Genomic DNA, 22,859 nt, shown 5'->3' on the forward strand with positions numbered 1-22,859 from the left:
CAGGGTCCGACCCCTTTTTTTCGTCCAGCGTTTCCACCGGCAAGTATGCAAAATCCATCTAAGCAAATGAGAAATGGTTAGTTCTTTTTATAACGATTGCATGTGAATATTGCACTCTATAACTCAAAAATGTAATAAGAAGGGGTTTCTATGTCTGCAGTATCAGCATCAGCAGCACCGATCAAGGCGCGCGGCGCGCCGTTTCGGGTCATGCCGGGGTTTAAGCTGTCACTGGGCTTCACGCTCTTTTACCTGGCCCTGATCGTCCTCATTCCGCTGTCGTCGGTGTTCCTGAAAACCTTCACCATGACATGGGACGCCTTCTTCCACGCCGTCACGTCCGACCGCGTGATGGCGTCGTACCGCCTGACGTTCGGCGCCTCGCTGATCGCCGCCCTGCTGAACGTGGTGTTCGGCGGCATCCTGGCGTGGGTGCTGGTGCGCTACAAGTTCCCCGGCAAGCGCATCATCGACGCGCTCGTCGACTTGCCCTTCGCCTTGCCCACGGCCGTGGCGGGCATCACCTTGACGGCCCTGTATTCGTCGAATGGCTGGTTCGGCCAGTTCATCGAAGGCGTGCTGGGCATCAAGGTGGCGTTCACGCCGCTGGGCGTGGTGGTGGCGCTGACCTTCATCGGCTTGCCCTTCGTCGTGCGCACGGTGCAACCGGTGCTGGAAGACGCGGAAAAGGAACTGGAAGAGGCGGCCGCCAGCCTGGGCGCCAATTCCCTGCAGACATTTACCCGCGTCATTTTCCCCACCATCTTGCCATCTTTGCTGACGGGCTTTGCGCTGGCCTTCGCCCGTGCCACGGGCGAGTACGGTTCCGTGATCTTTATCGCCGGCAATATGCCCATGGTGTCGGAAATCACGCCGCTGTTCATTATTACCAAGCTGGAACAATACGATTACGCAGGCGCCACGGCCATCGCCGTGGTGATGCTGGTGGTGTCCTTCCTGCTGCTGTTGACGATTAACCTGCTGCAAGCGTGGACGCGCGGAAAGGGCAAGAAATAATGAGTACGAATTTGACTGCCGTCGCCAACGCGGAAGATGCGCTGCCAAAAGCGCGCCGCATCGAACCGAATATCGGTCCCGTCGTGCTCGAACCATTGTGGGTGCGCACGGTCCTGATCACCATCGCCCTGCTGTTCCTGACGGCCTTCCTCATCGTGCCCCTGGTGGCCGTGTTCGCGGAAGCGTTCAAGAAGGGCTGGGAAGCGTACATCGCCGCCATCATCGACCCGGACGCGATTTCCGCCATTAAATTGACCCTGATCACGGCCGCCATCGCCGTGCCCCTGAACCTCGTATTCGGCGTGGCCGCGTCCTGGTGCATCGCCAAGTTCGAGTTCCGCGGCAAGAGCATCCTGCTGACCCTGATCGATTTGCCGTTTTCCGTCTCGCCCGTGATTTCCGGCCTGCTCTATGTGCTGATGTTTGGCGCCCAGGGCTGGTTCGGTCCCTGGCTGCAGGCGCACGACATCAAGATCCTGTTTGCCGTGCCCGGCATCGTGCTGGCCACCATCTTCATCACCTTCCCGTTTGTGGCGCGCGAACTGATCCCCCTGATGCAGTCGCAGGGCAGCGAAGAGGAAGAGGCCGCCATCGTGCTGGGCGCCTCGGGCTGGAACACTTTCCGCCGCGTGACTTTGCCGAATATCAAATGGGGTCTGCTGTATGGCGTGATCCTGTGCAATGCCCGCGCCATGGGCGAGTTCGGCGCCGTCTCGGTCGTGTCCGGCCACATCCGCGGCGAAACCAACACCATGCCGCTGCAGGTGGAGATTCTGTACAACGAGTACAACTTCGCCGCCGCGTTTGCCGTCGCCTCCCTGCTGGCCTTGCTGGCCCTGGTGACCCTGGCCCTGAAAGCCTTCATTGAGTGGCGTTTGAACGAGAGCGACGCCGACGATTCCGCCTTACGTTCCACGGAGCACTGATCATGACCATCGCAGTTAAAAACATCCACAAGCGTTTCGGCGATTTCGTCGCCCTGGACAATATCTCGCTGGACTTTCCCGCCGGCGAACTGACGGCCCTGCTGGGCCCGTCGGGTTGCGGTAAAACAACCTTGCTGCGCATCATCGCCGGCCTCGAGCATCCGGACAGCGGGCAGGTGCTGCTGGATGCGGAAGATGCATCGAACCGCCACGTGCGCGAGCGGCAGGTCGGTTTCGTGTTCCAGCACTATGCGCTGTTCAAGCACATGACCGTCTTTGAAAACGTGGCCTTCGGCCTGCGCGTGAAATCGCGCAGCGAGCGCCCGTCGGAAGACCAGATCCGCCGCAAGGTGAAGGATTTGCTGGAGCTGGTGCAGCTGGACTGGCTGGCCGACCGCTATCCGCCGCAACTGTCGGGCGGCCAGCGCCAGCGCATCGCCCTGGCGCGCGCCCTGGCCGTCGAGCCCCGCGTGCTGCTGCTCGACGAGCCGTTCGGCGCGCTCGACGCCAAGGTGCGCAAGGAATTGCGCCGCTGGCTGCGCCGCCTGCACGACGACCTGCACGTCACCAGCATTTTCGTCACGCATGACCAGGAAGAGGCGCTGGAAGTGGCCGACCAGGTGGTGCTGATGAACAAGGGCACCGTCGAGCAGCTGGGTTCCCCGGAGCAAGTCTACAACCACCCGGCCTCGCCCTTCGTGTACGGCTTCCTGGGCAACGTCAACCTGTTCCACGGCCGCGTGCATGACGGCGTGATGGCGACGGGCGACGCCAGCTTCGAGGTGCCCGACTACGCGGGCGTGAGCGACAGCAAGGGCACGGCCTATGTGCGGCCGCACGACCTGGAAATCGACCGCTACACGCAGGGCGCGGAAGGCATCGTCGTGAAACTGAGCCGCGCGCATGCCATCGGCCCGCTGGCCCAGCTGGACTTGCAGCGCGTCGATAACAGCGAACTGATCGAAGCGGTGATGTCGAACGAGCGCTTCAGCCACCTGCAGCTGAAAGAGGGCGAGACCCTGGTCGTGCGCCCGAAACGCCTGCACGTGTTCGTTGAACCGACAGCAAGATAACACCTGACCAAACCTGCTGCGCGTCGCGCTTTGCGGCCTGCGATGCTCACCGTACTTTAGTACGGTTGCGCTTCTTGGCCACAAATCACTGCCGCTCGCTACGGTTTTTTCAGGTGTCGCAAAGTTAACTCACATACTGGAACACCATGAACTTTCAACAACTGCGCTCGATCCGCGAAGCGGCCCGCCGCGGCTACAACCTGACGGAAGTGGCCAACGCCCTGTTCACGTCGCAGCCGGGCGTGAGCCGGCAGATCCGCGAACTCGAGGACGAGCTGGGCGTGGTGATTTTCGAGCGCAACGGCAAGCGGCTGACGGGCTTGACGGAGCCGGGCAAGGGCATCCTGAAGATTGTCGACCGCCTGCTGATCGAGGCGGAAAACCTGCAGCAGGCCAGCCTGGAGTACAGCGGCCAGACGAGCGGCACGCTGTCCGTGGCGGCCACGCACACGCAGGCGCGCTATGCGCTGCCGAAGGTGGTGCAGAGCTTCCGCGCCGCCTTCCCCGACGTGCGCATTGCGCTACAACAAAGCGCGCCCGAACATATCGCGGAATGGGTGCTGTCCGGCAAGACCGACATCGGCATCGCCACGGAGGGCCTGAGCCAGTTCCCCGACCTCGTGTCCTTCCCGTGCTACCGCTGGAGCCATCTGATCGTCGTGCCGGACGGCCACCCGCTGCTGGAGCATTCGCCCATCCGCCTGGAAGACCTGGCGAAATATCCGCTGATTACCTATGACAAGGGTTTCACGGGCCGCGGGCATATCGACGACGCCTTCGCCAAGGCGGGCGTGGCCACCGACATCATCCTGACGGCCATGGATTCGGACGTCATCAAGCAGTACGTGGCGCTGGGCCTGGGCGTGGGCATCGTTGCCTCCATGGCCTTCGACCATGGCCGCGACAAGGGGCTGCGGGCCGTGGAAGCGTCGCACCTGTTCGCCACCAACACGACGCGCCTGGCCGTGCGCCGCGGCGCCTACCTGCGCGCGTACGCCTACGAATTCATCCTGCAGCTGGCGCCGGACCTGACGCGCGAAGACATCGACCGCGCCATGGCGGGCGAAGAATCGCTCTAGGCTGACGCGAGCGCGGCCCGCTGTGCGCGCGTCAGGCTGGCGACGGCGCGCGCGTGGGAATCCTGCAGCAGTTCCGCCAGGTAATCGGCGGGGAAGCGCGCCACGTCGACGATGGTCACCCAGTGGAAGCGGCCCATGTAGCGGGCCGGCTTGACGCCGGGCATGTCCGTCAGTTCGATGAAGCGCTCCGCGCTGGCGCGCAGGCTGAAGCGCCACTGTTCCGGCATGCTGGTTTTAAAGTAGGCAAATTTCTTGCCGGCTACTTCATACACGAGGATGTTCGACGGCGGGCCGTACAACACGGCTTGCGCGCCGGGCAGGGCCGCGCAAGCGGCTTTCAGTTCATCACTTGTCATTCGTCAACCGCCATGAATTGTTGGGTGTTATGGTCGAAGGCATAGGCCGCGCCGGCGGGCGCGTCCAGCAGCGCGATAAAACGGTCATCCACGCTGAGCACGGCGCCCAGCGACACGAGGGCCACGTTGGCGCTGTCGTTGATGTAGTCGTCGCTTTCGTCGTTGGCCGTGAAGCGCCAGCCGCTGTCGTCGGCGTTGTCCGGCTCCTCGCGGTACAGATAGCCGACGGGCGCGCCGTCTTCCAGTACTCTTTTGGTGACGAAGCACAGGCCCGCGTAGCGCTTGACGAGGTTATCGTCCTCGTCGTGCTGCGTGTTGATGATGTGGCGCGCCGCGAAGGCGATGGGGTCCTGCGCCCGCAAATCGCGGATATGGCGGGGCGTGTTGTCGAGCTTGCCCGTGAACTGGCCGCCGGCCTCCACCGTATCGACCAGCACCCACATGCGCTCGGCGCCCGGCGCGTGCGGGTCGTCGCCGTGGAAGGCGAAGATCAGCTTGACCACGTCGCCGGGGCGCACCCGGGCGATGGCCGCGGGCGGCGATTTGTAGAAGGTGTAGGGATGGCGCGCCGCCAGTTCGGCAGCGTCGGCCAGGTGCCAGCTGGGCATGGTGATCCGTCGTCGGGAAAGAAAGCCCATGGTAGCCGATCGCACGCCTGAAAGCACGCCGCGCGCGCAAGCCGTATGATGGCCGTTCCCCCTCTCACATCAAGGACAGGCATGACGGACGCAACGATCCCCCATTTACCCCTCAACGACGGCCGGCGCATCGCGCAGATCGGCTTTGGCACCTGGCCGCTGGACGATGCGCAGGCCGAGGCGGCCGTGCAGGCGGCGCTGGCCTGCGGCTACCGCCTGATCGATACGGCGGCCCGCTACGGCAATGAAACGGGCGTGGGGCGCGGCATCGCCGCCAGCGGCCTGCCGCGCGGCGAGGTGGCGATCACCAGCAAGCTGCGCGGCAGCGAGCACGGCTACGACAGCACCCTGCGCGCCTTCGACGCCACCGTGGCCGCGCTGGGCACGGACTACCTCGACCTGTACCTGATCCACTGGCCGCTGCCCATGCGCGACCTGTACGTGGACACGTGGCGCGCCTTCGTGCGCCTGCGCGAGGAAGGGCGCATCCGTTCGATCGGCGTATCGAACTTCCAGCCCGCGCATATCGAACGCCTGCGGGCGGAGACGGGCGTGCTGCCGGCCGTCAACCAGGTCGAGCTGCACCCGGACTTCACGCAGGCGGCGCTGCGCGACTGGCATGCGCGGCAGGGCATCGTCATCGAGTCGTGGAGTCCGCTGGGGCGGGGCGCCTTGCTGCAGGACGCCACCGTGGCGCGCCTGGCCGGCAAGCACGGCCGCTCGGCCGCGCAAATCCTGCTGCGCTGGCACGTGCAGCATGGCCTGGTGGCGATCCCGAAATCGCAGGACCCGGCACGCATGCGGCAAAACCTGGCCATCTTCGATTTTGCGCTCGATACGCAAGACCTGGCGGCGCTGGCGCTGCTCGACGGCGAGCACCGGCAGGGCGGCGATCCCGACACCAACCTCGAGTTGTAGTCCCGGCAGGATGAGCCTGTGTGATTTCGCAACAGGCGCGGGGCTGACGAGCGCGCCTGGCCGCGCGGACGATGGTCGCGCGCCCCTGTCATAGCCAGCCGGGCCGATAAACGGCCGGGTTTGATTGAAAATGCCAATGGGAAAATATGTTTCTTTAATTGCATTTTGATTTCCTCAATGATATCTTTTGTTCTGTCGCAATGCAGTAATAAAAACATAATTAAGTTGCGTTATTGAAATAATGTCCAAGGGGAAATATATGAACAAGACAAAACATGCGGTATTCGGCCTGTGCCTCGGCGTATCGGCTTGCCTGGCGCCGCTGGCCCAGGCGGCCAGCTGGGTGGAGATCAGCAATCCTGCCAAGGGCGGCTTCACGGTGGGCGGCAACAGCGTCACCTACGGCCCTGTCGCGGCGTCCAGCGTCTGGGTGTATGACGGCGCCAATCCGCCCGGCGCGCAAAGCGCGGCCGCCATCAAGACCCTGCTCAATACGCAGTTCGGCCTGCCGTCCAGCGGCACCGGGTCCCTCGTGTTTGCCAGCCAGGGCGACCTGAGCAGCAGCAAGTCCGGTTCCTTCACCGTCAATTCCAGCTTTGATTACCTGGCCGTGCATTATGGCCGCGGCGAATTGCTGTTCCACTGGGACACGCCCGTGGCCGCCAATACGCTCTTCAGCATTGGCAACCTGCCGCGTGGCCTGAGCAATTTCCGCGCCTTCAGCTCCGTCTCGGCCGTGCCGGAACCGGCCACCTACGGCATGCTGTTGATGGGCCTGGGCATGCTGGGCTTCATGGCGCGCCGCCGCCGCGGCTGACGCTGCGCCGCTGGTACGAAAAAAAGCCCGGAGGCGCATCGCGTCTCCGGGCTTTTTGCTTGGCAGGCGGCTTGCCGCTTACCAGCTGTAGCCAGCCTTGGCGTAGTAATAGCGGCCGTTGAAGCCGTTCGGCGCGAAGATGCTGTACGGCTGGGTGCCGGCGACATTCAGGTTGCCCGCGCTCGTCACTTGCGCCGGGTAGCGGTTGGTGACGTTGTCGATGCCGGCCACCAGGCGCCAGTTCTTGCCCAGCTTGACGGAGCCGGACACGTCCAGTACCCACTGCGGGTCATACGTCTGGTCCAGCTTGACATCGTTCTGCGGCACGGTGAAGCTGCCGTAGCGCGTTACCAGGCCATGCACGTTCCAGATGCCGAAGCCATAGTCGGCGGCCAGGCTGAACTTGTCCTTCGGCGACGCCACGGTGGCGCGCGCGATGGTCTGGCGGTCGATGAGCTTCAGGTTGTTGGCCGTCAGGATGGCCGGGTTGTCGGCCACTTTTTCCACCGAACTCTTGTTGTGGTTGTAGGCCACGGTGAAGTCCAGGCGGTCCTTGTCCTGCAGGTCGATGCGGTAGGTGCTGACGATGTCCACGCCTTCCGTGCGCGTGTCGACGGCATTCGTGAAGTAGCGCGCCGCGCCCACGGGCGTGCCTTGCGCCGCCAGCTGGGCCTTCAGCGCGTCGTTCAGCGCCAGGTTGGCCGAGAACAGGATGCGGTTGTCGATGTCGATGCGGTAGGCGTCGACGCTGGTGGTGAAGTTGCGGTTCGGCTGGAATTGCAGGCCCAGGCTGTAGTTGCGGGCTTTTTCCGGCTTCAGGTCCTGGGCGCCGAGGGCGCGCGCCTGCGGCGTGTTGACGGCGAAGGTGCCCGTTTCGATCGGCGTGTTGACGCCGTTGATGACCTGGAAGTTGGTGGTGGTGATGGTGTAGTACTGCTGCGCCAGCGATGGCGCGCGGAAACCGCTCGACATGGTGCCGCGCAGGGACAGCGCATCCGTGAAGGCGTAGCGCGCCGAGCCCTTGGCCGACGTGGTGCTGCCGAAATCGCTGTAGCGCTCATGGCGCAGGGCCACGCCGCCGGACAGCTTGTGCGTCACTTCCGCTTCCAGGTTCACATAGATCGATTCATTGTGGCGCGAATGGCTGCCCGCGTTGGCAGGGCGGAAGCCGGCAAAGCCTTGCGAGCCGCTGCCGATGTACGATGCTTCATCGCCGGCGCCGATGCTGTATTTCTCGCGGCGCGCTTCCGCGCCCACGGCCACGGTCAGGGGACCGGAGAAGGCGGCGACGGGGAATTCGCGCGCCGCGTCGAGGTTGAACACGGTCTGCTCGTTTTTCAGCGAACCGGCATAGAAATGCGTGGGGCTGTCCGCGCCCAGGGTGCCGATCGACAGGTTGATCGTGTTGTCCAGGTCCAGCTCGAACTTGTTGCTGCCGTAGTTCAGGCTGGCATCCCAGCGCCAGCCGGCCGCTTCGCCGCGCAGGCCCGTGACGATGGACTGGTCCGTCAGGGTGCTGTTTTGCAGCGGCAGGAAGCCTTCCGGGTACACGGGGGTGCGCAGCGCCGTGCCATTGTAGGCCGTGCGCCAGGTGGCGGCGGCCGACGTGTCGCGCTTGCCGTAGTTGCCGAAGGCATACCAGTCGACACTGTCATTGATGTGGTATTCGCTGTTGAGGAACAGCGTCGCCGGCTTGCTTTCCGCATCGCCGTAGCGCTGGTTGACCTTGCCGTAGCGTGGTTCCAGGGGATTGCGGAAGTCGGCGCCGGCGCGGTTGGTCGGGTCGCGGTCGGCCACTTCCGCCGAGATGCGCACCCAGCCGTCGTCGCCCAGCTTGAAGCCGGCCGAACCCTTGATGCTTTTCTGCTTGCCGTCATGCTCTTGCGTTTGCGCATAGGCCACTTCCACGTCGCCGCCGGCCGCGCCTTTTTTCAGGATGATGTTGATCACGCCGGCGATCGCGTCGGAGCCGTACTGGGCCGCCGCGCCATCGCGCAGCACTTCCACGTGGTCGATGGCGGCCAGCGGGATGGCGTTCAGGTCGACGGGCGCCGAGCCGCGGCCCAGCGAACCGTTGACGTTGACGACGGCCGAGGTATAGCGGCGCTTGCCGTTCACCAGCACCAGGGTCTGGTCGGGCGACAGGCCGCGCAGCTGGGCCGGGCGCACGGCGTCGCTGGCGTCGGCGCCCGTGGCGCGGGCAAAGTTCAGCGACGGCAGCAGGCGGCTCAGCACGGTGGCCAGCTCGCCCGAGCCCGTGCTTTGCAGGTCGCGCGAGGTGAGGATGTCGATCGGCGATTCGGAATCGATGGTGCGGCGGTTCTTGGCGAAGGTGCCCGTGACAACCACCGATTGCAGTTCGCCTTCGGCTGGCAATTCCTGCTGGGCTTGCGCCTGCATCGGCAGGCTGAAGCAGGCGACCAGGCTGGCGGCGATGACGGTTTTCACGGGGAGGGCGGAAATCTGGGAGCGGGCGGTGCTTGAACTCATCGACAATATCTCTTCGGTTAGTGTAGGCGCGGACCATGGCGGTCCGCTGACGAAAACAGCTTAGCAGCGGGCGAACGGCGTGCTTACGAATAGTTCTGTCTATCGATATGCAATAAATATCTGATACATATCAAAACGGCGCGCGTAACGCATATGGCCTCGTTTCCAGCATACGACCGGGCACGGCAAAGCCGCAATGCTGCACCGCAGTAAATTGCATGTTGTTGTATAAATACGACTATGCGGGTGAGAGTTGGTCGTCGGGCGGCGCCTTGCCCCGCCCGGCGGACACGCCGCCTACTGTCCCGGATTGGGCAGGCTGGCGTGGATGGCATCGACGGCCGCCACCAGTTCCGGCGACAGGCGGACTTCGTGGGCATCGATATTCTGCCGCAGCTGCTCGACGCTGGTGGCGCCGATGATGGTGGCCGCCACGAACCAGCGCGTATAGCACCAGGCCAGCGCCAGCTGCGCCGGCGTCATGCCGTGCGCGCGGGCCAGCGCCGCGTACTGCCGCGCCGCCTCGACGGTGGCGGGGCGCACGTAGCGGGGACTCCAGCCGGCGGGGAAGCGCGTCAGGCGGCCCTGGGCCTGCGGGTCGTCGAGGTATTTCGCCGTCAGCTGGCCGAAGGCCAGGGGGCTGTAGGCGAGCAAGCTGACATTTTCCCGGTGGCAGGTTTCGTCGAGCAGGCTCGTTTCAAAATGGCGCGCCGTCAGGTTGTACAGGTTCTGGATGGACGCGATGCGGGGCAAGCCTTTCAGCTCGGCCTGCTTGATGCATTCGGACACGCCCCACGACGATTCGTTCGACACGCCGATGTGGCCGATCTTGCCCTCGTCGACCAGCTTGCCCAGCACGGCCAGGGTGTCCTCGATGGCGACGCAGGCGTGCTCCTTGCGCGGGTCGTAGACGCTGGCGCCGAAGATGGGCAGGTTGCGGCTGGGCCAGTGCAGCTGATACAGGTCAATATGCTCCGTCTGCAAGCGGCGCAAGCTGTCCTCGACGGCGGCGCGGATATTCACCGCGTCGTGGTCCGTCTTGCCCTTGCGTATCCAGTGCATGCGCGAGTTCGGCCCGGCGACCTTGCTGGCCAGCACGATGTCGCCGCGCCGGCCGCTTTTCTTCAGCCAGCTGCCGATGTAGCGCTCCGTGCTGCCCTGCGTCTGCGCGCTGGCCATCACGGGATACATCTCGGCCGTGTCGATGAAGTTGATGCCCCGTTCCAGCGCGTAGTCGAGCTGGCTGTGCGCCTCGGCTTCGCTGTTCTGTTCGCCGAAGGTCATGGTGCCCAGGCAGATTTTGCTCACTTCCAGGCTGCTGCTGCCCAGCTTGACCCTGGCGATCATTTCGCCTGCCTGCCGCGCAGGGCGCGGGCGCAATCCTTGATCAGGGCGGGACCGGCGTAGATTAGGCCGCTGTACAGCTGCACCAGCTGCGCGCCCGCCTCGAACTTGGCCACGGCATCGCTGCCCTGCATGATGCCGCCCACGCCGATGATGGGCAGGGCGTCGCCCAGTTCCGCCTTCAGCAAACGGATGACCGTGTTCGACAGTTCGAACACGGGCGCGCCCGACAGGCCGCCCGCTTCGGCGCCGTGCGGCATGCCTTCCACGGCGCTGCGCGACAGCGTCGTGTTGGTGGCGATGACGCCGTCGATCTGGTGGCGCGTGAGCGAGTCGGCGATGCTTTTCACCTGCTCGCCATCCATGTCCGGCGCGATCTTCAGGGCCAGCGGCACGTAGCGCTTGTGCTTGTCGGCCAGGCGCGCCTGGGCCTGCTTCAGCTGCGACAGCAGGGCGTCGAGTTCGGACGCGCCCTGCAGCTGGCGCAGGTTCTTCGTGTTCGGCGAGGAGATGTTCACCGTCACATAGCTGGCATACGGGTAGACTTTTTCCAGGCACAGCAGGTAGTCGTCGGCCGCCCGCTCGATGGGCGTGTCGGCATTCTTGCCGATGTTCAGGCCCAGCACGCCGGCGCGGTTCTGGTAGAACTTCGACGCCTGCACGTTGGCGACAAAGGCGTCCACGCCGCCATTGTTAAAGCCCATGCGGTTGATGATGCCCTGCGCCTGCGGCAGGCGGAACATGCGCGGTTGCGGATTGCCCGCCTGCGCGCGCGGCGTGACGGTGCCCACCTCGATGGAGCCGAAGCCCAGGTCGGCCAGCGCGTCGATGTAGGCGCCATCCTTGTCCAGGCCGGCGGCCAGGCCGACCGGGTTGGGGAAGGTGATGCCCATCACCGTGCGCGGGTCCGCCGCCGGCTTGCCGGACAATTTGGTCAGGCCCAGCGCGCTGGCGCGTTTCAGGGCGGGCAGGGTGAAATGGTGGGCCGCTTCGGCATCCATGGAAAACAGCAGCGGGCGGGCGAGGGAGTACAGGAATTTTTCAGACATGGGGGCGCTTTTATGGTGATGCGCAGGCCGCCGGGAAACGCTGGCGGCGCGCTGTGTAATTTGCGGTATTTTACCGTGTTCCGCGCAGCTGCCGGGTGTATAGTTCTTGTTGGTCAAATGCAATATTGATTCAATGCCAATTCGCATTCCGACCGCGGACCCTCCTGTTTTTTCTCTGTTCTCTTTACCTTATAAGCGAGACATCGATTGAAAAAGACACGCATCCTGACCGCCATCGCGGCCGCCAGCGCACTGCTGCTGAGCCACCCGGCCCTGGCCTTGCCGAATACCGCAGACACCCGCATGCTGAGCGAACCGGCCGTCTCCAGCCGCCACATCGCTTTCATCTATGCGGGCGATCTGTGGCTGTCCAACCTGGACGGCGGCGGCGCGCGGCGCCTGACGTCCGACCTGGGCGACAAGTCCAATCCCGTGTTTTCGCCCGATGGCAGCCTGATCGCGTATAGCGCGAACATCGATGGCAATGTGGACGTGTACGTGATCGCGGCGGCGGGCGGCGTGCCGCGCCGCCTGACCTTCCACCCTGGCGTTGATCTGGCGCAAGCGTTCACCCCGGACGGTCAGGCCGTGATGTTCACCTCGCCCCGCGCCGCCTTCAACAACCGCTTCCAGAAGCTGTTTACGGTGCCCGTGGCGGGCGGCGTGGAAACCCAGCTGGAAATCCCCAACGCCTCGCGCGCCACGTATTCGCCCGATGGCAGGCACATCGCCTACAACCCGCTGATGCCCGCCTTCAAGCAGTGGAAGCATTACCGGGGCGGCACCAATTCCTGGCTGTGGCTGTTCTCCTCCGCCGACAAGTCCATCGAGAAGATCCCCCAGCCCACGACGCGCTCGAACGACGTGGACCCCATGTGGCTGGGCGATACCGTGTACTTCCGCTCGGACCGCAACGGCGAGTTCAACCTGTTTGCCTACGACGTGAAGACGAAGGCCGTGCGCCAGCTGACGCAGCACAAGGATTTCCCCGTGCTCAACGCCTCGGCGGCGAACGGCACCATCGTCTACGAGCAGGCCGGCTACCTGCACGCTTTCGACATCGCCAGCGGCCAGGCGCACAAGCTGACCATCGGCGTGGCCAGCGACCTGGGGCAGACGCGCCCGCGCTGGGTGAAGAATGCGAAATACATCCGCGACGCCTCGATCTCGCCATCGGGCGCGCGGGTCGCCTTCGAGTACCGCGGCGAGATCGTCACCATCCCCGCCGACAAGGGCGACGTGCGCAACCTGACGCAGACGCCCGGCGCCAACGAGCGCTCGCCCATCTGGTCGCCCGATGGCCGCTCCGTCGCGTACTTCTCGGACGAATCGGGCGAGTACGAGCTGCATGTGCGCTCCCAGGACGGCAAGGGCGCCGTGCGCAAGTTCAAGCTCAATGGCAGCGGTTTCTATGACAATGCCGTCTGGTCGCCCGACAGCCGGAAGATCGCGTTTGCCGACAATGGCTGGAGCATGTACGTGATCGACGTCGGCACGGGCAAGGTGCAGAAGGTCGCCACCGAACCCATGTATGGCGTGGACAAGAGCATGCGCGCCTCGTGGGCGCCCGATTCGCGCTGGCTGGCCTACACGCTCAATTCGCCCACCTACACGCGCAGTGCCTACATCTACTCCATCGAGCAGAACAAGTCGATGCCCGTCACCGATGGCCTGTCCGACGTGGCCCAGCCCGTGTTCGACAAGAGCGGCAAATACCTGTACTTCTTCGCCTCGACGAATGCGGGCCCCAGCAATAACTGGTTCTCGCAGCAGAACACGGACAACCTGGTGACGCGCACGGTGTGGATGGCGGTGCTGCGGCGCGACCTGCCGTCGCCCCTGATCAAGGAAAGCGACGAGGAAAAGGCCGCCGGCGCAGAGGGTAAGAAAGACACGGCCAAGGCGGAAACGGAAGCGAAGAGCGAGCCGAAGATCGATCCGAAGACGGGCCGCGACGACCCGAAAGTCACGGTGGCCCCCGTGGCGCCCATCCACATCGACTTCGACGGCATCGCCACGCGCATCGTCGACCTGCCGCTGCCGGCCGCGCAGTTCTCCCGGCTGGAGGCGGGCGCCGCCGGGCAGATCTTCCTGCTGCGCGAAAGCGATGGCAAGAAGGCCGTGCAGCGCTTCGACCTAAAGGAACGCAAGGCGGAAACCGTGGTGGCCGACGCGGACGACTTCGACGTGTCCGCCGATGGCAAGAAGCTGCTGTACCGCCACAAGGATAACTGGGCCATGGGCTCCGCCACGGGCAAGCTGCTGGCGCCCGGCGAAGGCAAGATCAAGGTCGATGCCATCGAAGTGAAGGCCGACCCGCGCGCGGAGTGGACGCAGATTTTCAACGAGGTGTGGCGCATCAACCGCGACTATTTCTATGATCCGGGCATGCACGGCGTGGACTGGAAGGCCATGCGCGACAAGTACGCCGTCTTCCTGCCCGAGCTGTCCAGCCGCGCCGACTTGAACCGGCTGATCCAGTGGATGTGCAGCGAGCTGGCCGTGGGCCACCACCGGGGCGGCGGCGGCGATGACTTCATCGACGCGAAGAAGGTGCCGGGCGGCTTGCTGGGCGCCGACTACGAGGTGAGCAACGGCCGTTACCGCTTCAAGAAGGTGTACGGCGGCTTGAACTGGAACCCGGAACTGCGCGCGCCGCTGACGGAGCCGGGCCTGAACGTGCAGGCGGGCGAATACCTGCTGGCCGTCGACAGCCGTCCGCTGGCGCCGCCGACGAACCTGTACAGCGCCTTCGAGAACACGGCCGGCAAGGCTATCGACCTGACCGTGGGGCCGTCGGCCGACGGCAAGGGCGCGCGCACCATCACCGTGGTGCCCGTGCCCAGCGAGGATGCCCTGCGCAACCGCGACTGGATCGAAGGCAATATGCGCAAGGTCAATGCGGCCACGGGCGGCAAGGTGGCTTACGTGTACGTGCCGAATACGGCGGGCCTGGGCCACACCTACTTCAAGCGCTATTTCTTCCCGCAGGCGGACAAGCAGGCCATCATCGTCGACGAGCGCTTCAACGGCGGCGGCAGCGTGGCCGATTACTACATCGAGATCCTGCAGAAGAAGGAAATCGCCTGGTGGACCATGCGCTACGGCGCCGACATGAAGACGCCGTCCGCCTCGATCCAGGGGCCGCGCGCCATGCTGATCGACGAGACGGCCGGCTCGGGCGGCGACCTGCTGCCGTGGATGTTCCGCAAAAACAACATGGGTCCGCTGATCGGCAAGACGACGTGGGGCGGCCTGGTGGGCATCCTCGGCTTCCCCGTGCTGATGGACGGCGGTTTCATCACGGCGCCGAACCTGGCTTTCTGGACGCGCGAAAACGGCTGGGGCGTGGAAAACGAAGGCGTGGCGCCCGATATCGAAGTCGAGCAAACGCCGGCCGATGTCATCGCGGGCCGCGATCCGCAGCTGGAAAAGGCGATCGAAGTGATCCAGGCCGAACTGGCGAAGAATCCGCCCGTGCGGCCGCCGCGTCCGGCGTTCCCGGACAAGAGCAAATAAGCTGAAGGGCAGGGGTCAGACCCTCTCGATTGTTAGCTCCGAGCTTGGCGCTAACGCTCGCGGGGGTCTGACCCCGGCATTACATGCTGGGTTTGATTTACATCACCACCCACTGCCCCTTGATGCGCGCTTCCAGGGGCTTGAAATTGATTTTGTACGCCATCTTCGGGCTTTGCTCGATCCAGTAACCCAGGTAGATGTAGGGCAGGCCCAGTTCCCGTGCCTGGGCGATCTGCCACAGCACGTTGTAGGTGCCGTACGAGGCGCCCGCCACGTCCGGATCGAAGAAGGTGTAGACGGACGACAGGCCGTCGGCCAGCACGTCGATGATGCTGACCATGCGCAGGGTGCCGTCCGGATCGCGGAATTCCACCAGGCGCGTGTTGACGCGGCTTTGCAGCAGGAATTGCGCGTACTGGTCGCGGCTGTCCTGGTCCATGCCGCCGCCCGCGTGGCGCGTGCTCTGGTAGCGCAGATACAGTTCGTAGTGTTCGTCGAGGAAGGACAGGGTGGCCACGCCCGCCTGCAGGTCGGCATGCCGGCTCCAGGCGCGGCGCTGGTTGCGGTTGGGCGCGAAGGACCGCGTCACGACGCGCACGGGAATGCAGGCCTGGCAGCCGTCGCAATACGGGCGGTAGGTAAAAATGCCGCTGCGGCGAAAACCGTTGCGCACCAGTTCGGAATACACGTCGCTGTTGATCAGGTGCGAGGGCGTGGCCACCTGCGAGCGGGCCTGGCGGTCGTCCAGGTAGCTGCACGGGTAGGGCGCCGTCGTGTAGAACTGCAAGGTGGCAAACGGTAGTTCGTTCAGGTGCGTCATGCTGGTCCTGTCTGGTCTGGCCGCGGCAAGGGAAGTCTGCCTGGAGATATCATAACTTTTTTAGGCGCCGGTTGCAGCCTGCCAGTCCGTGATTTGCGCTGCTTCAATGGCGACGCGCAGGTGGGCCAGGAAACGCGCGCGCGAAATGGGCGCCGCGCCCAGCGAGGCCAGGTGTTTTGTTTCCTGCTGACAGTCAATCATGGCCACGCCGCGCGCCTGCAAAAAGCGCACGAGGTGGGCCAGCGCGATCTTCGAGCCATCCGTGACGCGGGCGAACATCGATTCGCCATAGAACATGCGCCCGATCGACACGCCGTAGGCGCCGCCCACCAGTTCCCCGTCCAGCCACAGTTCCGACGAGTGCGCGTAGCCCTGCGCATGCAAGCCCGTGTAGCCGGCGATGATCTCGTCCGAAATCCACGTGCCCGGGCCGTCCTTGCGGGGCGCGGCGCAGGCGCGCATGACGGCTTCGAAGTCGCCGTCGAAGCGCAGCTGCCAGCGGCCGTCCGTGGCGGCGCTGCGCTCGACCCTGCGGATCGCCTTGGCCAGGCTGTCGGACACCTTGAAGCGGTCCGTCATCAGCACCATGCGCGGATCGGTGCTCCACCACAGGATGGGCTGGCCTTCGGAAAACCACGGAAAGATGCCGTGGCGGTAGGCGTCGAGCAGGCGCGCGGGCGACAGGTCGGCACCGGCCGCCAGCAGGCCGGGCGCTTCGCCGGTCAGGGCGCGCGAGACGTCGGGAAACGGGGTGTGGGTGTCGAGCCAGGGGATCATGCGGCGGCGCGGTCAGGCAGTGTGGTCGGCATCGGCATCGGGGCGCGCCATCGGACGCGTGATGTCGCCCGTATGGAAGCCATAGCTGCCGCCTTCGCGGATCTTCACGCGGTCGGCAAAGAACAGTTCCAGGGTGGCGCGGATGGTGGGGAAGGCCAGGTCGTCCCAGGGTATCTGCGCTTCCGTAAACAGCTGCACTTCCAGGCTTTCGATGCCGGGCGCGAAATCGAGGTCGCGCAAACGCGCCAGGTAGAACAGGTGCACCTGGTGCACGCGCTGCACGTTCAGCAGGGAAAACAGGGGGCCCAGCTCGATATTGGCGCCCGCTTCTTCCACCGTTTCGCGCTCGGCCGCGTCGGACGTGGTTTCATCGTTTTCCATGAAGCCGGCCGGCAGGGTCCAGTAGCCGTAGCGGGGCTCGATGGCCCGCTTGCACAGCAGCACCTGCAGCTGGCCATCCTCTTCCCACACGGGGATGGAGCCGACCACCATCTTCGGGTTCTGGTAGTGGATGGCGTCGCAGTTGGCGCACACATAGCGCGGACGGTTGTCGCCTTCCGGAATCGACAGGCTGACAGGATGGGCGCATTCGGAGCAGAATTTCATGGGCAGGCGTAGGGTAAGAATGGTGTCGGGTAAGGCGCTAGTGTAACGCCTACTGTACACCGATTGCATGCGCCGTGGCGTGACGGGCGGACACAATGCCAGCCGGGAATGGGCCGGCGTTTTTAAGGCACTACTTAATTTAATGGTTCTATTGCACTGGAAGTTGAGATAGCTATTGCCTAAGCCACCCGTTTGCCCTTATAATTCTTGTGCGGGGTGGAGCAGTCTGGCAGCTCGTCGGGCTCATAACCCGAAGGTCACAGGTTCAAATCCTGTCCCCGCAACCAATACCTGAAAGCCGCTGACTCTTGCAAAGGAGCAGCGGCTTTCTTCATTTCCACCCGGCAGCAAAAGCCGGGAAACGGGGGATGCATGGAATTGTCAATTCTTGCCCTTTACGGCCCGCAACAATCTGGTATATAATTCTTGTGCGGGGTGGAGCAGTCTGGCAGCTCGTCGGGCTCATAACCCGAAGGTCACAGGTTCAAATCCTGTCCCCGCAACCAATTCGAAGCCGCTGGTTCCTCGCAAGAGGGCCAGCGGTTTTTTCGTGTTACGGCGCGCTTTCCAGCGGCGGCCGGCGCGCATACACGACCAGCCGCAAATGGCGGTCCGCGTCGATGGTCAGCGAAGTGTGCTCGTACGCGATCTCTTCGCCGCCGACGTCCAGCAGGCGCACGCCTTCGCACGGCGCGTGCACGTCGTGGCGGCGCCACCACAGCCTGAATTCGGGCGAGACCTTTTCCAGTTCCTGCACCAGCGCGTGGATGTCCGCCTCCTGCGTGGCGCGCGCATAGTCGCGGCGAAAGCTCGACAGCATCAGCGGCGCCTGTTCTTCCCAGCCGGTGAAGCGCGAGCGCAGCAGGGGATCGGTAAACAATAGCCACAGCAGATTGCGGCGCCCGGACGCATGCGCGCCGAAGCCGAACAGGGCGTCAGCGTGGGCATTGAACGCCAGCACGTCCCAGCGCAGGTTGAGCACATAGGCCGGATGGGCCAGTTCGTGCATCAGGCGGCGCACCAGCGGCGGCACCACGCAAAAGGTCTTGCCCTCCTCGGCGGGAGGGCGCGCGTGGGCCAGCAGGAACAGGTGGCGGCGCTCGGCCGCATCGAGCTTGAGCACTTCGGCCAGCTTGTCGAGAAAGGCGCTGGAGACGCCGATGTCGCGTCCCTGTTCCAGCCAGGTGTACCAGGTCAGCCCCACGCCGGCCAGTGCCGCCACTTCCTCGCGACGCAAGCCCGGGGTCCTGCGTCGCCCGCCGCCGGGCAGGCCCACGTCCGCCGGCGACAGGCGCGCCCGCCGCGCCCGCAGGTAGGCGGCCAGTTCGTCGCGGGTGCGGGCCAAAGTGCGCATGGGCGTGTCCTTCCAGTGAGCCTGTTGCTGCCAGTAATAGCATAAACAGTTAAATTGTAATTGTTTATATTGTATTCCAGAATGCCTGCTTTCTTCCTGAAGGCTTGCCATGTCCGATTCTTCTTCCCGCGCCAGCGCCGGCCCTGCCGCCGCGGCGCTGCCTGCCACCGTCTACCTGATTGCCATGGGCGCGTTCGCGCTGGGCATGGCCTCGTTCGTGACGGCGGGGCTGATGCCGCTGATCGCCGGCGCCTTCGCCGTGCCCGTGGCGGTGGCGGCGCAGCTGGTGACGGCATTTGCCCTGGCGTACGGTCTCGGCTCGCCGCTGGCCGTGGCCTTGCTGCCGGCGCAGGCGCAGCGCCGCGGCCTGCTGCTCTCCCTGGCCGTATTCGTGCTGGCGAACGGGGCCAGCGCACTGGCGCCGAGCTTTGCCAGCTTGCTGGCCTTGCGCGCCATCGCCGGCATCGGCGCGGGCGTGTACCTGGCGCTGGGCATCGCGGCGGCGGCCGGCGTGGCGCCGCCGCCGCAGCGGGGCAAGGCCATCGGCGTGATCATGGGCGGCATGGCCAGCGGCACGGTGCTGGGCGTGCCCTTGAGCCTGCTGCTGGCCGAGCAGCTGGGCTGGGCCGCGGCCCTGTGGCTGGTGGCGGTGCTGGGCGCGCTGGCGCTGGCGGGCCTGCTGTGGCAGTTGCCGGCGCTGCCGGCGGCGCCGCCCATCGCGCTGCGCCGCAAGCTGGCCTTGCTGGCGGACGGACAGGTGCTGGCCATCCTGCTCGTCTCCCTGCTGGCGGCCATCGCCAGCCTGGGCATGTACACCTTCATCGCGCCGCTGCTGGCCTGGTCCGCGCAGGGGGCGCCGATGTCGGCCACGCCCTTCCTGTGGGCCTGGGGCGTGGGCGGCATCGCGGGCAGCGTCCTGGCCGGGCCGCTGGCCGACAGGCTGGCCGCACCCAGGCTGACCGTGTACATTTTGCTGCTGCTGGCGCTGGCCTTGTGCGCGCTGCCGCTGGCGGCCGGCTGGTCGGCCTGGCTGATGCTGCCGCCTATCGTGCTGTGGGGCGGTGCCGGCTGGGCCCTGCAAGTGCCGCAGAACCAGCAGCTGCTGGCCGCGCGCGCGGCGCGGGGCGACGGCAACCTGGCCATCGCCCTGAATGAATCGGCGCTGTACCTGGGTAGCGCCATCGGCGCCGCCAGCGGCGGCCTGCTGCTCCTGCTGGACTGGTCCGCCCGCACGCTGGGCCTGGGCGCGGCGGCGGTGGCCGCCGTGGCGCTCGTGCTGCAGCTGGCGCCGTGGCGCAGGCGGGCCAGGTGAAGCCGGGCGCCTTCCCCTATACTGCAGTTCCCCGTATCGGAGCTCAAGCATGTCACACCCTGCCACGCCGCCGCCGGGCCTGCCCGACATCCTGCGCCCCGGCCTGCAGGTGGTGTTCTGCGGCCTCAATCCCGGCGTGGACGCGGCCGCGGCCGGCCACCATTTCCTCGGCCGCGGCAACCGCTTCTGGCCCGTGCTGCACCTGGCCGGCTTCACGCCGCACCAGGTGGCGCCGCAGGACGACCGCAGCGTGCTGGAATTTGGCCTGGGCCTGACGGCGGCCGTGGCGCGTCCGACGCAGCGGGCGGACCAGGTGGGGGCGGAGGAATTCGCGCAAGGGACGGCGCAGCTGCTGCACAAGCTGGCGCTGGCCCGGCCGCAGTGGATCGCCTTCCTGGGCAAGGCCGCATATGCGGCCATGACGGGCAGGCGCCAGGTGGACTGGGGCCAGCAGCCGGAACGCTTCGGCGGCGCGCGCGTGTGGATACTGCCCAATCCCAGCGGGCTCAACCGCGGCTATTCGAAGGCGCAGCTGGTCGACGCGTACGCGCAGCTGCACCGCGCGCTGGGCTGACGCGCCCGCGCGCGGCGCAACGCATGGGCGGCCCGCTTCAGCGGGGCTGTTCCAGCTGCGCGTACACGGCGTCGGCGATCCGGCCCAGCTCCTTTTTCGGCAGGTTCGCCGACAGGGCATAGCCGAGCGGGCCGTCGATCCAGTAGAACACGCCCAGATCCTTTTCCTGCGCGTAGCGGAACGCCGTTTCCTGCCTGCCGGCCCGCTCTTTCGCCACATACAGGGTCAGGCGCTGGCCTTTGCCATCCTCGTACATGAATTGCGCCACGGGGCCATCGCCGTCGCCGGGCAGCAAGCGCCCGCCGATCAGCTGGTAGCCGAGCGGCGCCAGCACGGGCGGCTGCAGCTTGCTGCCCAGGCGTTTCGACAGCCACTGCACCAGGTGCGCTTCCTGTTCCGCGCCCACCTCCACGGGGTGGCGCACTTCGGGCGTGTAGACGGCGTGGGCGATGGCGGCGCTGCGCGCCAGGGAAACGGCGCTGGCGCTGGCGGCGCCGCCGTCCGCGCCGCGCAGCAGCCAGCCGCCCGCGCCGCCCGCCGCCACCAGCACGAGGGCGGCGGCCGCCTGCATGGCGTGGCGGCGCCAGGGGCCGTTGGCCGCCGGCGGAGCCGCCGCCTGCAGCAGCGGCGGTGGCACGGCGTCGTCCAGCACGGGATCGAACAGGGCGCGCAGCTGCCGGTTCTGTTCGCGCCACGCCGCCACCCGGGTGGCATCGTCCGGATGCGCGCGCAGGTGGGCGTCGACGGCCGCGCGCTGGTCTTCCGGCAGGATGCCGTCGGCCAGGGCGTGCAGTTGCGCTTCGCGGATGGCTTGCGTAGTCATTTCACGACTTTCAGGGTGGGCGCGCCATGGCCGCTGGCGGGGCGGCCATCGAGCAGTGCGCGCAGTTTCTCGCGCCCGCGCGACAGGCGCGACATGACGGTGCCGACGGGGATGCCGAGCGTCGCCGCCACCTGCTCGTATGGCATCTGCTCCAGCGCCACGAGCAGGATCACTTCGCGCTGGCCCAGCGGCAGGCGGGCCAGCGCCGCATCCATCTCGCCGATGGCGATGGCCTGTCCCGGCGCGCGCTCGGGCGCGGGCAGCAGGGCGTCGTCGTCGAGTTCCTGCAGCACGAGGCCGGGACGGCGCAATCGGTCCACGTGCAGGTTATGCATGATGGAAAACAGCCAGGGCCGCATCTCGCCGCCCCGCTGCCATTGATCGAGCTTGCGCCAGGCCCGCTCGACGGTGTCCTGCACCAGGTCGTCCGCGTGCAGGGCGCCCGCCAGCGCGCGCGCATAGCGGCGCAGGCCGGGCAGGCACGCTTGCAGCTGGCGGCTGTCGTCGAGTGCGGTCATGGCGGCGCAGGCTGGTTATGGCTTGACGACGTGCCACACGTTCTTGAAATTGTCGCCGGCCACGTCGCCCGGCTTCTTGTCTTCCTTGTACAGGTACAGGGGCTTGCCCTTGTACGTCAGCTGCATGGCGCCGTTGTCCTCGCGCTGGATGCTGCCGTAGGGCGCGGCAGGCGATGCTTCGGTGGCGATGACGGCGGGCCAGGCCACCAGGCAGCCGCCGCTGCAGGCGCTCTTGCCGCTGCCGGCGACATCCTTGTCGAAGACGTACACGGTCATGCCGCTGGCATTGACGAGCATGCCGTTGGCGGGCATGGCGTCGGCGGCGAAGGCCGGTGGGGCGGACAGCAGGGCGGCAAGAGCGGTAAGGGCAAAAGTGGTGGTAAGGCGCATGGTGGTCTCCTTGAGGTTTGTGGGCTTGCAAGGGATAGACGCCCGCCGCCCGCCGTTTATTCCACTGCCTGCGGAGTATTTTTTTCCGGCGCATGCAGGCTGGCCCACAGGTGGGCGGCCGCCATGGTGCGGTGCGGCGCGTACTGGCGCAGCCACTGTTCCGTGCGCGCCATGTCCGGCTTGGCCTCTTCGCCCAGCAGCTTTTGCAGGGCGGCGCGGATGGCCACGTCGCCGTGCAGCGAGCAGTCGGCGTAGCCATAGCCGCGCAGCAGCGCATAATTGACGGTCCACGGGCCGATGCCCTTCACGGCCAGCAGCGCCTGCGACATGGCCGCCACGTCGCCGGATGCTGGCAGTTCCAGCGACAGCGTGCCTTCGTCGACGAGACGGGCCAGGCGCAGCAGGGTCTCCGCCTTGGCGCGCGAGAATTTGCGGCTCGTCAGATCCTCGATTTCCAGC

General features: G+C 65.8%; 21 protein-coding genes, 2 tRNA genes and 1 pseudogene. 11 read left to right on the top strand and 13 right to left on the bottom strand.

Annotated features, from left to right (window positions below; genetic code table 11):
- Positions 1-210 precede the first annotated feature (210 nt).
- The 4 genes from cysT (at position 211) to EBS11_RS25400 (ending at position 4,095) form a co-directional block, all read left to right on the top strand.
- Positions 211-1,017, top strand: coding sequence for a sulfate ABC transporter permease subunit CysT (gene cysT, locus EBS11_RS25385; protein ID WP_290607739.1), 807 nt, complete (start codon positions 211-213; stop codon positions 1,015-1,017).
- A complete protein-coding gene (gene cysW / locus EBS11_RS25390; RefSeq protein WP_290607741.1) occupies positions 1,017-1,943 on the top strand; it encodes a sulfate ABC transporter permease subunit CysW in 927 nt (308 codons plus the stop codon). Before cysT ends, cysW begins: the two co-directional genes overlap by 1 nt.
- A 2-nt stretch (positions 1,944-1,945) precedes the next feature.
- Positions 1,946-3,016, top strand: coding sequence for a sulfate ABC transporter ATP-binding protein (locus tag EBS11_RS25395; RefSeq protein ID WP_086146782.1), 1,071 nt, complete (start codon positions 1,946-1,948; stop codon positions 3,014-3,016).
- Between the two features lie 146 nt (positions 3,017-3,162).
- Positions 3,163-4,095 (top strand): CysB family HTH-type transcriptional regulator, encoded by a 933-nt coding sequence (locus EBS11_RS25400; protein ID WP_092795811.1) that lies wholly within the window; start codon positions 3,163-3,165, stop codon positions 4,093-4,095.
- On the opposite strand, the gene EBS11_RS25405 is transcribed toward EBS11_RS25400, so the two are convergent.
- Positions 4,092-4,451, bottom strand: coding sequence for an MmcQ/YjbR family DNA-binding protein (locus EBS11_RS25405; RefSeq protein WP_290607745.1), 360 nt, complete (start codon positions 4,449-4,451; stop codon positions 4,092-4,094). The two genes, EBS11_RS25400 and EBS11_RS25405, sit on opposite strands and share 4 nt — an antisense overlap.
- A complete protein-coding gene (locus EBS11_RS25410; protein ID WP_290607747.1) occupies positions 4,448-5,059 on the bottom strand; it encodes a DUF2185 domain-containing protein in 612 nt (203 codons plus the stop codon). Before EBS11_RS25410 ends, EBS11_RS25405 begins: the two co-directional genes overlap by 4 nt.
- A gap of 111 nt (positions 5,060-5,170) precedes the next feature.
- Between EBS11_RS25410 and EBS11_RS25415 the strand changes: the two genes are divergently transcribed.
- Together EBS11_RS25415 and EBS11_RS25420 are read left to right on the top strand one after the other, a co-directional pair.
- On the top strand, positions 5,171-6,007 hold the full coding sequence (locus tag EBS11_RS25415) for an aldo/keto reductase (RefSeq protein WP_290607748.1): 837 nt from the start codon (positions 5,171-5,173) through the stop codon (positions 6,005-6,007).
- 259 nt (positions 6,008-6,266) lie between these two features.
- Complete coding sequence (locus EBS11_RS25420) at positions 6,267-6,824, top strand: PEP-CTERM sorting domain-containing protein (protein WP_290607749.1); 558 nt, start codon at positions 6,267-6,269, stop codon at positions 6,822-6,824.
- A 78-nt stretch (positions 6,825-6,902) separates the two neighbouring features.
- Here the strand turns inward: EBS11_RS25420 and EBS11_RS25425 are convergent, their stop codons facing one another.
- The 3 genes from EBS11_RS25425 to EBS11_RS25435 form a co-directional block, all read right to left on the bottom strand.
- Entirely contained in the window at positions 6,903-9,314 is a 2,412-nt protein-coding gene (locus tag EBS11_RS25425; RefSeq protein ID WP_290607751.1) for a TonB-dependent receptor, read from the bottom strand.
- 297 nt (positions 9,315-9,611) lie between these two features.
- Positions 9,612-10,658, bottom strand: coding sequence for an aldo/keto reductase (locus EBS11_RS25430; protein WP_290607775.1), 1,047 nt, complete (start codon positions 10,656-10,658; stop codon positions 9,612-9,614).
- Entirely contained in the window at positions 10,658-11,707 is a 1,050-nt protein-coding gene (locus EBS11_RS25435; RefSeq protein WP_290607753.1) for a quinone-dependent dihydroorotate dehydrogenase, read from the bottom strand. The genes EBS11_RS25430 and EBS11_RS25435 overlap by 1 nt, the downstream gene beginning before the upstream one ends.
- Positions 11,708-11,914: 207 nt before the next feature.
- Here EBS11_RS25435 and EBS11_RS25440 point away from each other — a divergent pair, with 207 nt between their 5' ends.
- Complete coding sequence (locus EBS11_RS25440; protein WP_290607755.1) at positions 11,915-15,226, top strand: S41 family peptidase; 3,312 nt, start codon at positions 11,915-11,917, stop codon at positions 15,224-15,226.
- A 97-nt stretch (positions 15,227-15,323) separates the two neighbouring features.
- Here the strand turns inward: EBS11_RS25440 and EBS11_RS25445 are convergent, their stop codons facing one another.
- From EBS11_RS25445 to EBS11_RS25455, 3 genes are read right to left on the bottom strand one after another with little or no spacing between them, the layout of a single operon-like run.
- On the bottom strand, positions 15,324-16,046 hold the full coding sequence (locus EBS11_RS25445) for an arginyltransferase (protein WP_290607757.1): 723 nt from the start codon (positions 16,044-16,046) through the stop codon (positions 15,324-15,326).
- 60 nt (positions 16,047-16,106) lie between these two features.
- Positions 16,107-16,823: a leucyl/phenylalanyl-tRNA--protein transferase gene (gene aat, locus EBS11_RS25450; protein ID WP_290607759.1), complete on the bottom strand. Its 717-nt coding sequence runs from the start codon at positions 16,821-16,823 to the stop codon at positions 16,107-16,109.
- 12 nt (positions 16,824-16,835) lie between these two features.
- Positions 16,836-17,429, bottom strand: coding sequence for an NUDIX hydrolase (locus EBS11_RS25455; RefSeq protein WP_290607761.1), 594 nt, complete (start codon positions 17,427-17,429; stop codon positions 16,836-16,838).
- Positions 17,430-17,639: 210 nt separating this feature from the next.
- Between EBS11_RS25455 and EBS11_RS25460 the strand changes: the two genes are divergently transcribed.
- A tRNA-Met gene (locus EBS11_RS25460) sits at positions 17,640-17,716 on the top strand.
- Positions 17,717-17,858: 142 nt separating this feature from the next.
- Positions 17,859-17,935 (top strand) — tRNA-Met (locus EBS11_RS25465).
- Positions 17,936-17,982: 47 nt separating this feature from the next.
- Here the strand turns inward: EBS11_RS25465 and EBS11_RS25470 are convergent.
- Positions 17,983-18,783 carry a helix-turn-helix transcriptional regulator gene (locus EBS11_RS25470; RefSeq protein ID WP_290607763.1) on the bottom strand — a complete coding sequence of 267 codons (801 nt, stop codon included), beginning with the start codon at positions 18,781-18,783 and terminating at the stop codon, positions 17,983-17,985.
- 109 nt (positions 18,784-18,892) lie between these two features.
- On the opposite strand from EBS11_RS25470, the gene EBS11_RS25475 reads away from it, so the two are divergent.
- Together EBS11_RS25475 and mug are read left to right on the top strand one after the other, a co-directional pair.
- Positions 18,893-20,095: an MFS transporter gene (locus EBS11_RS25475; protein WP_290607765.1), complete on the top strand. Its 1,203-nt coding sequence runs from the start codon at positions 18,893-18,895 to the stop codon at positions 20,093-20,095.
- Positions 20,096-20,144: 49 nt separating this feature from the next.
- Positions 20,145-20,669: a G/U mismatch-specific DNA glycosylase gene (gene mug, locus EBS11_RS25480; RefSeq protein ID WP_290607767.1), complete on the top strand. Its 525-nt coding sequence runs from the start codon at positions 20,145-20,147 to the stop codon at positions 20,667-20,669.
- A gap of 37 nt (positions 20,670-20,706) precedes the next feature.
- On the opposite strand, the gene EBS11_RS25485 is transcribed toward mug, so the two are convergent.
- From EBS11_RS25485 to EBS11_RS25500, 4 genes and pseudogenes are all read right to left on the bottom strand, one after another.
- Positions 20,707-21,492, bottom strand: a complete 786-nt coding sequence (locus EBS11_RS25485; protein WP_290607769.1) for an anti-sigma factor — start codon at positions 21,490-21,492, stop codon at positions 20,707-20,709.
- Entirely contained in the window at positions 21,489-22,010 is a 522-nt protein-coding gene (locus tag EBS11_RS25490) for an RNA polymerase sigma factor (RefSeq protein WP_290607771.1), read from the bottom strand. Before EBS11_RS25490 ends, EBS11_RS25485 begins: the two co-directional genes overlap by 4 nt.
- Positions 22,011-22,025: 15 nt before the next feature.
- Positions 22,026-22,400: a hypothetical protein gene (locus tag EBS11_RS25495; protein ID WP_290607773.1), complete on the bottom strand. Its 375-nt coding sequence runs from the start codon at positions 22,398-22,400 to the stop codon at positions 22,026-22,028.
- Positions 22,401-22,456: 56 nt separating this feature from the next.
- Positions 22,457-22,859, bottom strand: a pseudogene (locus EBS11_RS25500) (DNA-3-methyladenine glycosylase 2); the annotation flags it as partial.

The organism is Janthinobacterium sp., from assembly GCF_009923995.1.
GTDB lineage: Bacteria > Pseudomonadota > Gammaproteobacteria > Burkholderiales > Burkholderiaceae_D > Janthinobacterium.

Coding starts and splice junctions, on each gene's coding strand:
- cysT (WP_290607739.1), top strand. CDS start 211: ATGCCGGGGTTTAAGCTGTCACTGGGCTTCACGCTCTTTTACCTGGCC.
- cysW (WP_290607741.1), top strand. CDS start 1,017: ATGAGTACGAATTTGACTGCCGTCGCCAACGCGGAAGATGCGCTGCCA.
- EBS11_RS25395 (WP_086146782.1), top strand. CDS start 1,946: ATGACCATCGCAGTTAAAAACATCCACAAGCGTTTCGGCGATTTCGTC.
- EBS11_RS25400 (WP_092795811.1), top strand. CDS start 3,163: ATGAACTTTCAACAACTGCGCTCGATCCGCGAAGCGGCCCGCCGCGGC.
- EBS11_RS25405 (WP_290607745.1), bottom strand. CDS start 4,451: ATGACAAGTGATGAACTGAAAGCCGCTTGCGCGGCCCTGCCCGGCGCG.
- EBS11_RS25410 (WP_290607747.1), bottom strand. CDS start 5,059: ATGCCCAGCTGGCACCTGGCCGACGCTGCCGAACTGGCGGCGCGCCAT.
- EBS11_RS25415 (WP_290607748.1), top strand. CDS start 5,171: ATGACGGACGCAACGATCCCCCATTTACCCCTCAACGACGGCCGGCGC.
- EBS11_RS25420 (WP_290607749.1), top strand. CDS start 6,267: ATGAACAAGACAAAACATGCGGTATTCGGCCTGTGCCTCGGCGTATCG.
- EBS11_RS25425 (WP_290607751.1), bottom strand. CDS start 9,314: ATGAGTTCAAGCACCGCCCGCTCCCAGATTTCCGCCCTCCCCGTGAAA.
- EBS11_RS25435 (WP_290607753.1), bottom strand. CDS start 11,707: ATGTCTGAAAAATTCCTGTACTCCCTCGCCCGCCCGCTGCTGTTTTCC.
- EBS11_RS25445 (WP_290607757.1), bottom strand. CDS start 16,046: ATGACGCACCTGAACGAACTACCGTTTGCCACCTTGCAGTTCTACACG.
- aat (WP_290607759.1), bottom strand. CDS start 16,823: ATGATCCCCTGGCTCGACACCCACACCCCGTTTCCCGACGTCTCGCGC.
- EBS11_RS25455 (WP_290607761.1), bottom strand. CDS start 17,429: ATGAAATTCTGCTCCGAATGCGCCCATCCTGTCAGCCTGTCGATTCCG.
- EBS11_RS25470 (WP_290607763.1), bottom strand. CDS start 18,783: ATGCGCACTTTGGCCCGCACCCGCGACGAACTGGCCGCCTACCTGCGG.
- EBS11_RS25475 (WP_290607765.1), top strand. CDS start 18,893: ATGTCCGATTCTTCTTCCCGCGCCAGCGCCGGCCCTGCCGCCGCGGCG.
- mug (WP_290607767.1), top strand. CDS start 20,145: ATGTCACACCCTGCCACGCCGCCGCCGGGCCTGCCCGACATCCTGCGC.
- EBS11_RS25485 (WP_290607769.1), bottom strand. CDS start 21,492: ATGACTACGCAAGCCATCCGCGAAGCGCAACTGCACGCCCTGGCCGAC.
- EBS11_RS25490 (WP_290607771.1), bottom strand. CDS start 22,010: ATGACCGCACTCGACGACAGCCGCCAGCTGCAAGCGTGCCTGCCCGGC.
- EBS11_RS25495 (WP_290607773.1), bottom strand. CDS start 22,400: ATGCGCCTTACCACCACTTTTGCCCTTACCGCTCTTGCCGCCCTGCTG.